Origin of the sequence: Leifsonia sp. AK011, from assembly GCF_013410945.1 — a bacterium.
GTDB lineage: Bacteria > Actinomycetota > Actinomycetes > Actinomycetales > Microbacteriaceae > Rhodoglobus.
Genome location: NZ_JACCCH010000001.1, coordinates 533464 through 548658 on the forward strand (window position 1 = coordinate 533464; position 15195 = coordinate 548658).

Genomic DNA, 15195 nt, shown 5'->3' on the forward strand with positions numbered 1-15195 from the left:
GCTGAATTCGCACACCCCGACTTCACCCAACTTAGCGGGCGGTTTCGGAACAGCAACGCACGAACCCCTCAAAGGCGAAGGATGATCGATGAAGCTCGGAACGGTCCGCACAGCGGATTCCTCCTCGGCATACTCGCTGCGGGACGGTGAGTACCGCTACCACGACGCCGTCGACGTCATGGCGCTGGTGGAGGCGGGCCCCTGGAAGCACGAGGATGGGCGCCCCGGTGCGGCACCGGACGCGGCATCCGTACTGCCTCCCGTGCTCAGCCCGCGCAAGATCATCTGCGCAGGCCTCAACTACACCGACCACGCGCTCGAGGTGGGCAAGGAGGCGCCGGCCGTGCCGACCCTCTTCGCGAAGGTGGCAACCACCCTGGTCGGCGCGAACGATCGCCTCGAACTGCCTGGTGTGAGCACCCGCATCGACTGGGAGGCCGAGCTCGCGATCGTGATCGGCAGCGAGATCCGGCACGCAACGCCGGAGACGGCGGCCGAGGCGATCCTCGGCTACACGGTGCTCAACGACATCAGCATCCGCGATTGGCAGAACCGCACGAGCGAGTGGTTCCAGGGTAAGAACTTCGATCGAACGTGCCCCATCGGGCCGGATGTCACGACCCCCGACGAACTCGACCTCGCGGCTGGTCTCGCCGTCACCTGCTCCGTCAACGGCGAGGTGATGCAGGCGGGAACCACGTCGGACATGATCTTCACCCCGGTCGATCTCGTCGTCTACATCACGCAGTTCCTGACGCTCCAGCCGGGCGACGTCATCGCGACCGGGACACCCGCAGGCGTAGGGTTCTCGCGCAAGCCGCCGATCTTCCTCACGCCAGGAGATGTCGTCTCGACGTCGATCGCGGGGATCGGCGAACTGCACAACGTGTGCGTCGCCGCGGACTGAAACGCACATGATCGAGGAGGATCACATGGCTATCGAATCGAACGACGCACGAGTTGCCATCGTCACTGGCGGGGCGGGCAGCATCGGTTCGGCGATCGTGCGCGAGTTGGCGGCGGCCGGCTACCTGGTGTGTGTCGCAGATCTGTCCGCCGAGGCATGCGACCGTGTCGTGGCCGAGGTTCCCGGCTCGTTCGCGTTCGTCGGGGATCTGTCGGACTCGGCGGTCGTCGAGCAACTCGTGCGCACAGCCGCGAGCCGCGGGCAGTTGGCTGGACTCGTGAACTCCGTGGGCATCTCGCCCAAGAACGACGGCCGCAAGTTCATGTTCGAGGACATCGACGACGCAGCATGGGAGCAGATCTTCGCGGTCAACTTCTTCGGGCCCGTGCGCGTGACGCGTGCGGCGCTCGCCCACATGCCCGACAACGCGGGCGCCGCCATCGTCAACATCTCGTCGATCACCGCGCGCATGGGAACGGGCGGACCGGTGGATGCCACCTTCGCACCGACTCTCCCGTCGTCCTCCCACTACGCCGCAACGAAGGCAGGCATCGCCAACCTCACGCGCTCGCTCTCGCGGGAACTCGCGCCCCGCGGTATCCGCGTCAATGCGGTCGCGCCGGGCTTCATCGCGACGGCGATGACCGCGAGCACGGCGGGTGCCGACGCCATCATCGAGCAGGTACCGCTCGGCAGAGCCGGTACGCCGGAGGATGTCGCGGCCGTCGTTGCATTCCTGTTGAGCCCCGCGGCAGGTTACGTGACAGGCACGACGGTGACCGTCGACGGCGGGATGCTCTCATGACCCTGGTGATGGTGGGCGTCGGGGCGATGGGCTCGGCGATGGGCGCACGTCTCATCGAACGCGGCCATGTGGTGGTGGGTGTCGATCCTTTTCTCGCGCCTGTGGGGTCGGCCGGAACGAGCGTGGACGGCGTTCTGGTGCTGCACTCGCTGGCCGCGATCAAGGGCCAGGGCACGCGACCTTCCGAGGTGCTTGTCTTCGTGCGCCTCTACGACCAGGTCGTCTCGGTGCTCGAGGATCTCGCGGCAGACCCGTGGTTCGACGGCGTGCCAGTCTCGGTACTGAGCACGCTGAGGCCATCGGATGCCCGTGCCCTCGCCGACCGGTTCGCCACGACCCGCCCGCTCACCGAGGCTCCGGTGTCCGGTGGAGTGCTCGGCGCACGCACCGGGACCATGACCGTGCTCCTCGCCGGCGCCCCGGTCTCCTGGCTCGAGGATGCCGCGACCACGGTGTTCCGCTTCGAGGGGTACGGCCTGCCAGCGGCCGCAAAGCTCCTCAACAACGCGCTCGGTGCCGCCAACGCCCACGCCCTGACCGCCACAATAGAGCAGGCGGCGGGGCTGGGGCTGGATCCCGCGCAGATGCTGGATGTCGTTCGTGTCTCCAGCGGGGGCGGCTGGATGGCCGACCACTTCGAGGACTTCCCCGTCGATCTGTTGTGGAAGGACTTCGGCCTTCTGCACGACGACTACTCCGTCGCCTTCCCGTCGACGACCATTGATTCAGACCTCATGGGTGCCGTCGCCGCCGCGCGACACCGCACCGCCACCGAACGATCCACCACAGGCAACGACGCCGCAGAAAGGTAACCGATGGTTCTCTCCGCACCCAACACAGGCACGGCCGAAGCACTCTGGGCACTCGACCACGGTTCGCTCACCTACGACGCGAGCCTCGTCGTTCTCGGCGGCTCCGGCGTGAGCGTGCATCCGATCACATCGTTCCTCATCAAGCACGAGCGCGGTCTCGTGCTCTTCGACACGGGACTTGACCCCGTCGCCGCGGATCGTCAGGTGGAGGAGTACGGCGAGCTCGCCTCGGTCTTCGACATGCGCTTCTCCGCGGAGAACCGCGTCGATCGCCAGATCGAGAAGATGGGCTTTTCGCCGAGCGACGTCACCCACGTCGTCGTCTCGCACGCTCACTTCGACCACACCGGGGGGCTCAAGCTGTTCCCCAACGCCAAGCTCTACATGGGTCTCGCCGACCTGCGTTTCGTGTTCTGGCCGGATGGCGGTGCCGCGGGTTCGTGCCGATGGCCCGACATCGAGGCCACCCGTGACTTCCGCTGGAACCCCGTCGTGGGCGACTACGACCTGTTCGGTGACGGCAGCATCGTGATGCTCTCCCTGCCGGGCCACACTCCGGGCAACTCCGGGCTGCTGGTTCAGCTCCCGGGAGAAACTCTCCTGCTGACGGGCGACACCGTGCACCTGCGCGAGAACATCGAGTGGACGATGCCGATGGGCGGCGACCACAACACCTCGCAGGCGACCGATTCGATCCGTCGCCTCCAGCAGATTCGCGACGCCTATGACGCGAAGGTCTGGATTGCGCACGACAACCGGGACTGGGTCGCCTTCGGCGGCGCAGGACGATACGGGGCCTGAGGTGGGTGGCATCCTCGTCGATTACCGCTGCGGTGCCTGTGGTCTCGTTGCCGAGCAAAGGGTGCAGCATCCCGCGGCGTCGTCCGTCGACTGCACGCGGTGCGGCGCTGAGGCGCGGCGGGTGTACAGCTTCCGGCTGGGAGCGAGCAAGCCGGCGGATGCCACGACCGCAAGCAGCTCGTCTGGCCATGGCCACGACCACCCCGACGGCCTGGGCACCTGCGGTCTCCTGCCGACGGCCGCCCGCGCACTGACCGCGCGACTCTCCGGTGACGAGCGCGGCCTGGAGCGTGAGTTCCGAGCGCAGGAGCGAATGATCTCCGAGGGGACTCTCACGCCCTCCGCCGGTGTGCACGGCGTTGCCGTATCGCCCCCGACTGCGGCCTAGAGCCGCCCACTCCGCCATCTTCCGACGATCGAGCCTATTGATCATAACGGTTATAGTCATTATGATCAGAACGACGGGTCAGGCCCGCCATGCACTTCAACGGTGAGGAACATGAACGCAACGGTTGACACCCCGCAGGCCGACGCCCTGCTCGTCGTCGACGCCGTCTCCAAGCGGTTCGACGCCACGCAGGCCCTCGACGGCGTGAGCATCACCATCTCCGCGGGCGAGACCGTCGGGCTCATCGGGCGCAACGGGGCGGGCAAGTCGACTCTGGTCGCGGCGCTCACCGGTCTGATCGAACCCGACGGTGGTGACATCCGCATCGCCGGGCATCGCATCGGCGAGGAGGGCGCTCGCGGCGTCATCTCCTGTCTGTACCAGCACAGCACCCTCATCCCGTCCCTGAGCGTCACCGAGAACCTGTTCATCGATCGCATCGCGAACATCGGCGGCGGTCTGATCGCGTGGCGCAAGGCCCACGCGGATGCACGGGCGTCGCTGCTCGAGTGGGGCGTCGACCTCGATCCACGGATGCGAGTGGAGGACCTCACCCTCGAAGAGCGGCAGTCCGTCGAACTCGCGCGAGCACTCTCCCGCGGTAGTCGGCTCATCATCCTCGACGAGCCGACCGCGCAGCTCGACTCCCACCAGACCGCGCGACTCCACGAGCGCATTCACCAGCTGCAGGAGCGAGGGGTCAGCTTCCTGTACATCTCGCACTTCCTTCCCGAGGTCTTCGAGGTGTGCGACCGCGCGGTCGTGTTCCGCGATGGGCGCGCCGTGCTCACGGCCGAGGTATCCGAACTCGACGAGCCCACCATCATCCGTGCGATGTCCGGAACGACGGATGGCGCAGTGGCGCAGCATCCGCGCGGTAACCCCGCACTCACCTCCGCCTCGGAGCCGGTGCTCCGCGTCGAGGCGCTCACGCTCGACGGACGCTTCGGGCCCGTCTCCTTCGAGGCGCGCCCGGGCCAGGTCGTTGGACTGGCGGGGTCCTTGCGTTCGGGAGCCACCGAGGTGGGCCGCGTGCTCTCCGGCCTCCTCGTTCCCACCTCCGGCAGGGTCACCGTGCGAGGTGACGCCGTGGTGGCGGGATCCGTTCGCAGGAGCCTCGCCTCTGGCATCAGCTCCGTTCCGCAGGATCGGCTTCGCGAGGGTCTGTTCCCGGAGCTCGGCGTTGACGAGAACGTGACCGCGACCACCCCGGGCAAGCTCGGTCGATTCGGATTCGTGAGCCCACGTGCACGGGGGGAGGCCGCCGACCGCATCATCGCCGACTTCGGGGTCAAGACCGAGTCGCGCGAAACGGCGATTGGAAGCCTCAGCGGCGGCAACCAGCAGAAGGCCCTCTTCGGGCGGGCGTTCGAGTCGCAGCCCTCCGTGCTCGTGCTCGACACCCCCACCGCGGGAGTCGACATCGTGTCGACGGGGGCGATCTTCGATCGGCTCGAGCTCGCGGCATCCGAGGGTCTGGCCACAGTCATCGCATCGAACACGCTGACCGAACTGCGGGCGTGCGACATCGTGCACGTCATGTTCGACGGGCGCATCATCCGCACGTTCGATCAGGGATGGAGCAGCGAAGACATGATCGCGGCAATCGAAGGAGTCACAGAATCATGAGCGCCACCACAGCACCATCGACCACGGATGCAACGCCCAGGCGCCGCTCGAATCCCGTGCTCAGTTTCATCAAGGAGTATCCGCTCCTGCCCGTGCTCGTGGTCGCGCTTGTCGTGGGATCCCTCGCGAACTCGCTCTTTCTCTCGCCGAGCAATGTGGTCAACATCCTCGCGCAATCCGCGGTGCTGGGCGTGCTGGTGGTCTCCCAGACGCTCGTCATGCTCACCGGGCGTCTCGACCTGTCCACCGAATCGATCGTGACCCTGGCGCCGGTACTCGGGGTGTGGCTCGTCATTCCGGTTGCCACGGGCGGACTTGGCCTCGAGATGGATCCGGTGTTGGGCATCCTGCTCACGATCCTCGTTGGCGGAATAGTCGGCCTCATCAACGGCGTGCTCGTCATGAAGGTCGGTCTCAACTCGTTCGTGGTGACTCTTGCGATGCTCATCCTGCTCGCGGGTGTCGCCCAGGGTATCGGTGAGGGTCGCACGCTCTACGGCATCCCCGATGCCTACCTTTACCTCGGCTCGGCGATGTGGTTGGGCATCCCCGTCTCGGTGTGGGTGGCCGCGGTGCTGTTCATCGTGGCCGGCCTCTTCCTGAGATACCACCGCATCGGGCGGTCGCTGTACGCGATCGGCGGCAACGAGCTCGCGGCATCAGCAGCAGCCATCCCCGTGGCTCGCACGGTGATCGGCGTCTACGTCGTCTCCGGTCTGCTCGCAGGTCTCGCGGGCGTGCTCCTCACCGGCCGGCTCGGTGCCGCCACGGCCACGCAGGGTTCTGGGCTGATCTTCTCGGTGCTCGCCGCCTGCGTGATCGGCGGCATCAGCCTCAACGGCGGCCGCGGGACCATGCTCGGCGCCGCGAGCGGCGTGCTGCTGCTCGGAGTGGTCAACAACCTGCTCGTGCTCTCCAACATCCAGTCCTACTGGATCTCCGCAACCTACGGGCTCATCATCCTTGTCGCCCTCGTGCTCGCCCGGTTCACCAGCGGTCGACGCCAGAAGTGAGTCCAGGCCTCCGACCACCCCCTCGGATGCCGTGATCCACAGCACTACCCACCCGCACCAGATGCACATCAAACAAAGGAGTTAGACATGTCATTCCTGCCTTCACGACGACGGGCAACGGTGCTCGCCACCGCTGCCATCGTTGCCACCGCTGCTCTCACCGGCTGTGCCGCAGGCGGCGGCGGAGATGCCGGCACCGAGGAGGGTGGCACCGTTATCGGTATCGCCAACGCGTTCCTCGGCAACTCGTTCAACCAGGCCGCCGTGGCCCTGCTCACGCAGTACTCGAAGGACGCCGGGTTCGCGCCCCTCGAGCCGACCAACGCCGACGGCGACAGCTCGCAGCAGATCTCCGACGTGCAGAGCCTCATCAGTCGCGGTGCCAAGGGCATCCTCCTCACGCCGAACGACTCTGACGCGCTCGCCGGGGTCGTGGACTCCACGGTCAGCCAGGGCATCCCGGTTGTGACCCCCAACATCGGCGTGAACACCGACAAGGTCTTCGTCAACGTGCGCCCGAGCGGCATCGAGATGGGCACGCTCCAGTGCGAGGCGCTCGAGGGCAACATCCCGGATGACGCGCAGATCTTCTATGTCGCAGGCTTCCTGAGCGACTCCACCGGCCGTGAGCGCTGGGAGTCGTTCAACGACTGCGTCTCGAAGAACTTCCCGGGCGTCACCGTCACGATGAAGGAAGCCAAGTGGGACCCGGTGGAGTCGACCACGATCATCGAGACCGCGTTCGGCTCCGGCCAGCAGTACGACGCACTCGTGCTCGCGAGCGACTCTGTCTACGGCCCCGGTGCACTATCTACGCTCAAGAAGCTGAACCTGCTGTTCCCGGTCGGTGAGGACGGACACATCTACCTGTCGGGCATCGACGGATCGCCGGAGGGACTCCAGGCCATCCGTGACGGCTACATGGATAACCTCGTCGCCCAGCCCCTCGTGCAGCAGTGTGAGCAGGCCGTCGCCTACCTGAAGCTCGCACTCGAGGGCGGCACGGTCGAGGCCGGCCCGACCGACCACGACAGCGAGATCATCGATGATGGCGGTGTGCTGACCGACTTCATCCCCGCGCTCTTCGTCACGATCGACAACGTCGATGACGAGGCCATCTGGGGCAACACGGTCTAGCCGGCTCCTCCCATGACAAGAGGGCCCGTCGCGTTGTTCGCGGCGGGCCCTCTTCAGTGGTGCTGCTAGTCGGTGAAGGGGATCTCGATGTCTGCGACATCCTGATCCTCGAGGTTCACCACGATGTTGTCGGGCGTGCGCGTAGTCATCCAGACCAGCTCGACGCTCTTGCTGAGGTTGCCCTCGATGTGCGGCACGAACGGCGGCACGTAGACGAAGTCACCCTCCTCCAGGATCACGAGGTTCTCGTAGCGTTCGCCGAAGCGGATGAAGCCGCGCCCCTGGAACACGTAGCCACCCGTCTCGGCCTCGCCGTGGTGGTGGGGGTCCGAGATCTCACCGGGGCCGGTGTGCACCTTGCCGAACCAGAGGCCCTCGACCTCGGTGTTCTCCTTGGCGACTCCCGAGATGCGGCGGGCATTGAGGGTCTGGCCGGGGGCGGCCTTCAGGTCGGCCGCGCGCTGCACGGACAGGGTCTTGAGTTTCTGGCTGGTGTCGGTCACCGGGCACCTCTCTGTGATGGTGATGTGGTTCTGGATCGAGCGGCACCGCCGCCCACTCACCAGTATCGATCGGCCTCCGATTCGTGCTACTGATTGATCATGGTTGTTCCGCTCAGCGAATCACATGGCGTCCCCCGCACGCAGGAGCTGCCCCTCCGCATCATCGCGCTTGCCAGCGGGCGCGAACGCATCGGCATCGGCGACGTCGTGCGGCAACTCGGCACCAGCAGGTCGGCTGCGTACCGCGCGCTACGCACCCTCGAAGAGACTGGCTACCTGTTGCTTGCTCCCACCGGCCGCGGCTACGGCCCGGGACCTGCTCTCGTGCACCTGGCGGAGATCGCCGCCATCGACGTCACCGTCAAGCGGCGCTGGGCGAGCGTGCTCGACGGCATCCGGGATGCCACCGGCGAGACCGTTCACGCCGCCGTTCTCATCGGGAGCCAGGTGCTCGTCGTCGACGGGCGCAGGTCGATCAACGAGAACGACATGGGATCCCGGATCGGCATGACCGCACCCGCCAACTCGATGGCGGCGGGCAAGTTGCTGCTTGCCGCGCTGGATGACCGTCTCATCCGTTCGATGATCCCGAACGCCGAGCTGCCCCAGCGCACGAGCCGAACGATCGCGAGTGCAGACGCGCTCGCGGCCGAGCTGGATCACATCCGCCACGACGGGTATGCCTTTGCCGTGCAGGAATCCGAAACCGGAGTGGACTCCATCGCTGTGCCGCTCGATGGATCCACCTACCGTGATCGCGTGGCCGCCGTGGTGTCCGTGCCGAGCGCGCGAGGGGGGATGCGACACCTCAGGCGTCTCGGCGTTGCGGCGACGAGCGTCATCGCCGAGGCCTCAGCTGCAGGTACCGTGCAACCGTGGCGCCTCCCCCGGCGAGGCCCTCGCGGCCACTAGTCGACGAGGTACTTCTCCAGGAACACGGCCGTCCGCGCGAAGGCGAGGCCGGCAGCGCGCGCGTTGATTGCGTCGGGCAGGCTCGAGTTCGCGAACGAGTGCACGGTGCCGACATAGTGGTGCTCGGTTACGGGCGTGCCGTGATCCTGGAGTCGTTCGACGAAAGGCCCCGGCTCTTCCCCTGCATCCCAGGTATCCGTCTCAGCCCACTGCAGGAGCACGGGACAGGGGATGACACCATGGTCTGCCGCGGCAAGGCTCGCGTAGTACGCCACCACCGCATCCACCGCACCGGCCTGGGCGTGAAGCAGCGAGAGCCATCCGCCGACCGAGAAACCGACGAGTCCCACCCGTTCGTCTCCGGTGGCCTGGGCGCCAGCGATGGAGTCATCGATCTCGGCGAGGGCGGTGCCGATCTCGAGGCGGCCCATGAGTTCGAGCGCGGCATCCTCATCGACGGTGCACACGCCGTCGTACAGGTCAGGAACCGAAACGCGGAAGCCGCGGCTCGCCAGCGCCTCGGCGTAGCTCGTGAGCCCGGGCAGCCGACCGTACATGTCGTGGACCACGACAACGACCGGATTGCCCGCCTCACCGAAGAGCAGGGGAATGCCCGGAGAGGGGATTGGCACGAGCTCGCCCATAGTCGATGGTAACCACGCGACGGGCGCAGGCTCTACGGGTTGGCGAGCGCCAGATACTGGTGCACGAAGGCGATCGCCATCCCGCCCTCGCCGACGCCGGCCGCCACGCGCTTGACCGAGCCGGAACGCACATCGCCGGCCGCGAAGATGCCCGGCACCGTCGTCTCCAGGGCGAAAGGGTCCCGATCGGCATGCCATCCGCTGGCCGCAGGCCCGGTCAGCACGAATCCGTTCGCATCGCGCCCGATCTCCTGAGGTAGCCAGGATGTCTCGGCATCAGCGCCGATCATGACGAAGAGCACCTCGGCCTCGCGGCGCGTCGTGGTGCCGGTGCGGTTGTCGGTGACGTCGATCTCGGCGAGGTCGTCGTCGCCGTGGAGGGCAGTCACCTCCGACCGCGTTTCGACGGTGATGTGCGGGTTGGTCGCGATCTGGTCGATGAGGTACTGCGACATGCTCGCTGCGAGCGACTCCCCGCGCACGATGAGAGTCACGGCCTTCGAGTGGCGTGAGAAGAAGATCGCGGCCTGACCAGCGGAGTTGCCAGCACCAATGATGTACACGTTCTTGCCGTGCGCGTTGCCTGCATCGCTGCGCGCCGCCCCGTAGTAGACGCCGTTGCCGACGAAGTGCTCGATGCGTTCCAGCGGCAGTCGGCGCCACTCCACGCCCGATGTCAGGAGGATGACCTTGGCTGCGAGCGTTGTGCCGCCGTCGAGAGTGACGGTGCGGGCCGAGGGGTCGATGGCCTCGACGGTACGAGTGACGATGATCTCGCTTCCGAGGCGCTTGGCCTGACGCAGGGCCTTGGCCGCTAGCTCGTCGCCGGAAACGCCGAACGGGAAGCCCGTGTAGTTCTCGATGCGGGACGACGTGCCGGCCTGCCCTCCAGGGGCGAACCTCTCGATCACCAACGTCCGCAGGCCTTCAGCCGCGCCGTTGACCGCGGCGGTGAGACCGGTTGGACCACCACCGATGACGATCACGTCGTAGTGATCGAGCTCCGGGTCGACGGCGAGGCCGCTCAGGGCGGCGATCTGGCGCACGCTCGGGTTGGTCAGGCGCGTGCCATCCGCGGTCTCGAGGACAGGGAAGTCGGAGAGGTCACCGAGCCGCTCGGCGTTGGCGGGGTCATCCGCGTTGACGGATTCGAACTGCACCTGGTTGCGCACAAGGAAGGTGCAGACGACATGCACGCGGGGATCGATCATGGGCCCGATGACGGTGAGCTCGGGGCGTGCAGCCTCGGATGCCAGCTCCCGAAGGTCTCGCATGCGCCCGACCGCGAGCTCACTCAACGCCTCATTGATCTGCGGCGCGATGACGGCGAGCTTCACGAGCGGGCCGGGCTCGAGCTTGAGTAGCCGTGTCGGCTCCACCGCTCCGATACTCGCCGGCAGTTTGGTACTGAGCAGCATCGGCACCTCCCCGAAGATCTGCCCGGGATGCCGCTTACCCACAACCCGTTCGACGCCGTTGACCTCCTTGGTCAACTCGGTGCGGCCCTCGATCATGATGAAGAGCGCGCGCTCGTCACCCTCGCGGCCAGCGAACTCGCCAGGCATGAGACGGATGTCCTCGACCGACCGTGCGACGAATCGCAGCTGGTCGTCCGTGAGGTCGGAGAAGAGGGGAACTGAGCGGAGCTCGTCGGGAGAGATCACGAGGAGATCCTATGAGGAGCAGGGCCCAACGTTGCGGAGGAGGACGCGCCGCACGGACCCGCCGAATGGCGGCAATCGCGGCGTGGCGTCCTCCGGAACGTCACCGCGGCGCTTCCAGAGGAGAGCGGATGACGGGAATCCCCTACTGAGCCGCCACCACGCGGCTATGCCGCGCGCTGGACTGCTCAGCGGGGGCCCATTCGATTCACTCCACTCAATACCAATGAGAAAGCGCCCACCCTTCGGGCGAGCGCTTTCTCATTGGAGCGGATGACGGGAATCCCCTACTGAGCCGCCACCACGCGGCTATGCCGCGCGGCGGACTGCTCAGCGGGGGCCCATTCGATTCACTGCACTGTTGTCGAATGAAGAAGGCGCCCACCTCGCGGTGAACGCCTTCTTCATTCGAGAGCGGATGACGGGAATCGAACCCGCGCTATCAGCTTGGGAAGCTGAAGTTCTGCCATTGAACTACATCCGCGTGGCCGCACTAACGACTGGGGACCAGTGTAGGCGAGGACCGCGAGTCAGCGCAGGCTCGGACTGATCCGCTCGACCCATGCGTGGGCCACGCGTGCACTCTCCGCGGGCGGCATGGTGGGGCGGTCCACCTCGATCACGATCCAGCCGTCGAATTCGGGGGGTAGCGCTCGCAGGATCGCCACAAGATCCAGATCGCCCGTTCCGGGCTCGCGGAACACTCCCGCGTCGACGGTGTGGTCGTAGGAGTCGGGTTCCGCTCGGCTCGCCGCCGCGACATCCTTGATGTGCAGATCGACGATCCGATCGGAGTGCCTTCGGAGCATCGACACGGCATCGATTCCGGCCCACGCGAGATGTCCGATGTCGAAGGACGCACCCAGAACGTCGTCCCCGAGAGCGCCGAGCACGAAGTCGATCTCCTGCTCGGTCTCCACCCAGCTCGACACGTGATTGTGCAGGCCGGCACGCAGGCCTTCCGAACTCAGGATGCTCGCGCACTCGGCGATCATCTCGGTGACCCCCTCGAGCCGGTCGAGACGGAAATCCGCTCCAACAGCGGCGGCACTCGCTGTCCTCACCATGTGGCTCCTCGACCACCCCGTCGTGCACGTGAGCTGGAATGACGCCATGGCGTACTGCTCGTGGGCGGGTCGGCGGCTACCCACCGAGGCCGAATGGGAGTATGCCTCCCGCGGCGGTCTGGACGGGGCGACCTACCCCTGGGGCAACGACGCGGTGGACGAGGGCGGTTGGCGCGCGAACATCTGGCAGGGCGAGTTCCCCACGCTCAACACTCTGGACGACGGGTGGGCTACCACGGCACCCGTCAAGAGCTTCCAGCCCAACGCCTACGGGCTGTGGCAAACGGTGGGCAACGTATGGGAATGGTGCGCGGACAAGTACTCTGCCCGGTACTACACGCAGTCTCCACTCGAGGACCCGCGGGGACCAGAGCGCGGGCACTATCGGGTGCTGCGAGGGGGTAGCTTTCTCTGCCACATCAGCTACTGCAATCGGTATCGCAACTCCGCGCGGTCGTCCAACTCGCCGCTGTCGTCGATGTCGAACGCAGGATTTCGCACGGTGGCGCTGCACGCCCATCAGGCGTGATCGGGATTCGCTCGGCTCCGCGAGATGCTCAGACGGCCGCGAAATCCGCTGCAACAAGGTAGCGGCCACCTCGACGGAGGATGACTGTCCACAGGGCGGGCGGATGCGGCGGACCCATTGGGCGTCAATAGACTGGGCCGCATGCTGCTGTCAGACCGCGACATCCGTGCCGAACTGAACGCCGGCCGCATCGGCCTTGAGCCCCTCGAACTCGACATGGTTCAACCGTCGAGCATCGACGTGCGGCTCGACCGTTTCTTCCGGTTGTTCGACAACCACAAGTACCCGTTCATCGACCCGGCGGAGGACCAGCCCGAGCTGACCCGCCTGATCGAGACGAAGCCGGACGAGCCGTTCATCCTGCACCCCGGCGAGTTCGTGCTGGGGTCGACGTTCGAGCTCGTCACCCTCCCGGACGACATCGCCGCCCGACTCGAGGGCAAGAGTTCGCTCGGTCGCCTCGGCCTGCTCACCCACTCGACCGCGGGCTTCGTCGACCCCGGCTTCTCCGGGCACGTCACGCTCGAGCTCAGCAACGTCGCCACCCTGCCGATCAAGCTGTGGCCGGGCATGAAGATCGGGCAGCTCTGCTTCATCCGCACGAGCTCGCCGGTCGACAACCCCTACGGCTCCGGCGCGTACCTCAACCGCTACCAGGGTCAGCGCGGGCCTACGGCATCCCGAAGCTTCATGAACTTCCACCGCACCGATGTCACGTCGACGGATGCCGGGGCCACGGGCAACTAGCTTCGTGAAGCGGTAGCCATATTGGCTAGAGCCACGCTACAGTGGAATTGCGCATTCGCGCCCGACCACTACGCCGTGGCAGAACTCTCTCTCCGAGGCTGTCCGGTACCCAAGGAGTGACCATGACCGCACGTCTGCTGACAGGATCCGGGGTGGCCGTCGCGGTTGCCGCCCTGACGATCTTGGGATGCTCGCCCTCCGTCGCGGCCGACCTGCCCGACCACCAGCGGATCTCCACGATCGACGCCGCTACCGGCATCTTCTACGACATCGATCCCTCCTCGGGCGACGCGACAGCACGCTGGGACACCGGCCTCGAGAACGCGCAAGCACTCTCACTCGATGCATCCGGACGCGGTTTCGCGACGACGAGAACTGGGCAGGCCTGGCAGTCGTCGCTCTGGGCCGTGGATGTGACGACTCAGTCAGTCACGGAGATCGCGCCCATCACGCTCGCGGGCAGCCCCGAAACATCAGGGACGTGCCACAGTCTGCAGCTCTCCGGTGGCAACCTCTACGCCTACTGCGGCTTCTACGAGTACCCGGGCGGCACCAACACCTACTCCGTGATTGACCAGCTGACCGGCGAGTTCACCCCCCTCTTCGTCTTCGGTAGGGGCGGAACCGAGGACATCCCCCCGGCCATCGATCCCGCCGACGGCACTGTCTTCTTCGCAGCTGGCTCTTCCCTCTTCCAGTTCGATCTCGACACGTACGACCCGACCGTGCCGGGGGCCGCAGACGAGTACAAGGTTGCCGAGTTCCCGTCGTTCGTGGGGAGCGGTAGCTTCTCCGAGGGGAGCGTGCTGTGGGTCCCTCTGCCCGATTACGTGACCCAGTCGACCAGCCTCGCCACGTGGGATCGTGAGACGGGAAGCATCGAGGTCGTCGGCGAGATTTCCTCGCCCGCCAGCGTCTACGCCTTCGTCGTTGCCGTGTGGGGAACAGCGCCCGAGGAGGCAGCGCCCGCACTGCCGTCTCCGTCGCCCCAACCTGCACTCGCCGCGACGGGTGGTGCACCGGTCGGGCTGGGGGTCACGGCTGTGGCGGTGCTTCTCGTCGGCGGAGTGATGCTGGTCGCGTCACGCCGACGCGCTCTCTAGCGAGAGTCAAGCCAGCTGCGCCAGCTGCCAGCCGAGCCACGGGCTGAAGGCGTACGGGGCTGCGGTTGCTGCGGTAGCGAGCGCCTCAGGGGAGACCCAGGCGAACTCGGCGACCTCCGCGGGGTTCGGGGCCACGGCATCCGTCGTCACCGCACGGAACACGGGGCACACCTCGTTCTCCACGATTCCGGATGCATCGACCGCCCGGTAACGGAAGTCCGGAAGTATCAACTGCAGATCCCGAACCGTGATGCCCAGCTCGTCGACGGCGCGACGGGCGATCGCGTCATCGAAGGACTCACCGGGCGCGGGGTGGCCGCAGAACGAGTTGGTCCAGACGCCCGGCCACGTCAACTTCGACAGCGCACGCCGCGTGACGAGAACCTGTCCGGCGTCGTTGTAGACGTGGCAGGAGAAGGCGAGATGCAGGGCGGTGTCGTGTGTGTGGACCGCCATTTTGTCGGCGACACCGATCGCGCCGCCCTGTTCGTCGAGAAGTACGACCTGCTCGGGGTGGCTCATCGCGGTACTCTGCCT

At 66.6% G+C, this 15195-nt stretch carries 16 protein-coding genes, 1 tRNA gene and 1 pseudogene; 12 read left to right on the forward strand and 6 right to left on the reverse strand.

The window, feature by feature from the left end; genetic code table 11:
• The first annotated feature begins 88 nt into the window (after positions 1-88).
• The 8 genes from HDC94_RS02645 (at position 89) to HDC94_RS02680 (ending at position 7492) form a co-directional block, all read left to right on the forward strand.
• Complete coding sequence (locus tag HDC94_RS02645; protein ID WP_179494617.1) at positions 89-907, forward strand: fumarylacetoacetate hydrolase family protein; 819 nt, start codon at positions 89-91, stop codon at positions 905-907.
• A gap of 25 nt (positions 908-932) precedes the next feature.
• On the forward strand, positions 933-1712 hold the full coding sequence (locus HDC94_RS02650) for an SDR family NAD(P)-dependent oxidoreductase (protein WP_179494619.1): 780 nt from the start codon (positions 933-935) through the stop codon (positions 1710-1712).
• Positions 1709-2524, forward strand: a complete 816-nt coding sequence (locus HDC94_RS02655) for an NAD(P)-binding domain-containing protein (protein WP_179494621.1) — start codon at positions 1709-1711, stop codon at positions 2522-2524. The genes HDC94_RS02650 and HDC94_RS02655 overlap by 4 nt, the downstream gene beginning before the upstream one ends.
• Before the next feature lie 3 nt (positions 2525-2527).
• Positions 2528-3325 carry an N-acyl homoserine lactonase family protein gene (locus tag HDC94_RS02660; protein WP_179494623.1) on the forward strand — a complete coding sequence of 266 codons (798 nt, stop codon included), beginning with the start codon at positions 2528-2530 and terminating at the stop codon, positions 3323-3325.
• A 1-nt stretch (position 3326) separates the two neighbouring features.
• Entirely contained in the window at positions 3327-3713 is a 387-nt protein-coding gene (locus HDC94_RS02665) for a zinc ribbon domain-containing protein (protein ID WP_179494624.1), read from the forward strand.
• A gap of 111 nt (positions 3714-3824) precedes the next feature.
• Complete coding sequence (locus HDC94_RS02670) at positions 3825-5342, forward strand: sugar ABC transporter ATP-binding protein (protein ID WP_179494626.1); 1518 nt, start codon at positions 3825-3827, stop codon at positions 5340-5342.
• The gene (locus tag HDC94_RS02675) at positions 5339-6355 is read left to right on the forward strand and encodes an ABC transporter permease (RefSeq protein WP_179494628.1); all 1017 of its coding nucleotides are present in this window, start codon (positions 5339-5341) and stop codon (positions 6353-6355) included. The genes HDC94_RS02670 and HDC94_RS02675 overlap by 4 nt, the downstream gene beginning before the upstream one ends.
• A gap of 87 nt (positions 6356-6442) precedes the next feature.
• Positions 6443-7492, forward strand: a complete 1050-nt coding sequence (locus HDC94_RS02680; protein ID WP_179494630.1) for a sugar ABC transporter substrate-binding protein — start codon at positions 6443-6445, stop codon at positions 7490-7492.
• 65 nt (positions 7493-7557) lie between these two features.
• Here the strand turns inward: HDC94_RS02680 and HDC94_RS02685 are convergent, their stop codons facing one another.
• Positions 7558-7995, reverse strand: a complete 438-nt coding sequence (locus HDC94_RS02685; RefSeq protein ID WP_179494631.1) for a cupin domain-containing protein — start codon at positions 7993-7995, stop codon at positions 7558-7560.
• A 99-nt stretch (positions 7996-8094) separates the two neighbouring features.
• Between HDC94_RS02685 and HDC94_RS02690 the strand changes: the two genes are divergently transcribed.
• Positions 8095-8907 (forward strand): IclR family transcriptional regulator, encoded by an 813-nt coding sequence (locus HDC94_RS02690; protein ID WP_179494633.1) that lies wholly within the window; start codon positions 8095-8097, stop codon positions 8905-8907.
• Here HDC94_RS02690 and HDC94_RS02695 read toward each other — a convergent pair.
• The 4 genes from HDC94_RS02695 to HDC94_RS02710 form a co-directional block, all read right to left on the reverse strand.
• The gene (locus tag HDC94_RS02695; RefSeq protein ID WP_308495607.1) at positions 8904-9539 is read right to left on the reverse strand and encodes a dienelactone hydrolase family protein; all 636 of its coding nucleotides are present in this window, start codon (positions 9537-9539) and stop codon (positions 8904-8906) included. The two genes, HDC94_RS02690 and HDC94_RS02695, sit on opposite strands and share 4 nt — an antisense overlap.
• A gap of 44 nt (positions 9540-9583) precedes the next feature.
• The gene (locus tag HDC94_RS02700) at positions 9584-11215 is read right to left on the reverse strand and encodes an FAD-dependent oxidoreductase (protein ID WP_179494637.1); all 1632 of its coding nucleotides are present in this window, start codon (positions 11213-11215) and stop codon (positions 9584-9586) included.
• Between the two features lie 410 nt (positions 11216-11625).
• Positions 11626-11696: transfer RNA gene (locus tag HDC94_RS02705), tRNA-Gly, on the reverse strand.
• Positions 11697-11742: 46 nt separating this feature from the next.
• On the reverse strand, positions 11743-12279 hold the full coding sequence (locus HDC94_RS02710; RefSeq protein WP_257021618.1) for a sugar phosphate isomerase/epimerase: 537 nt from the start codon (positions 12277-12279) through the stop codon (positions 11743-11745).
• 10 nt (positions 12280-12289) lie between these two features.
• On the opposite strand from HDC94_RS02710, the pseudogene HDC94_RS02715 reads away from it, so the two are divergent.
• From HDC94_RS02715 to HDC94_RS02725, 3 genes and pseudogenes are all read left to right on the forward strand, one after another.
• A pseudogene (locus tag HDC94_RS02715) lies at positions 12290-12808 on the forward strand (formylglycine-generating enzyme family protein); the annotation flags it as partial.
• A 141-nt stretch (positions 12809-12949) separates the two neighbouring features.
• Positions 12950-13555 carry a dCTP deaminase gene (gene dcd, locus HDC94_RS02720; protein WP_179494643.1) on the forward strand — a complete coding sequence of 202 codons (606 nt, stop codon included), beginning with the start codon at positions 12950-12952 and terminating at the stop codon, positions 13553-13555.
• 122 nt (positions 13556-13677) lie between these two features.
• The gene (locus HDC94_RS02725) at positions 13678-14658 is read left to right on the forward strand and encodes a hypothetical protein (RefSeq protein ID WP_179494645.1); all 981 of its coding nucleotides are present in this window, start codon (positions 13678-13680) and stop codon (positions 14656-14658) included.
• A gap of 6 nt (positions 14659-14664) precedes the next feature.
• On the opposite strand, the gene idi is transcribed toward HDC94_RS02725, so the two are convergent.
• Positions 14665-15180, reverse strand: coding sequence for an isopentenyl-diphosphate Delta-isomerase (gene idi / locus HDC94_RS02730; protein ID WP_179494647.1), 516 nt, complete (start codon positions 15178-15180; stop codon positions 14665-14667).
• Between the last annotated feature and the right edge of the window lie 15 nt (positions 15181-15195).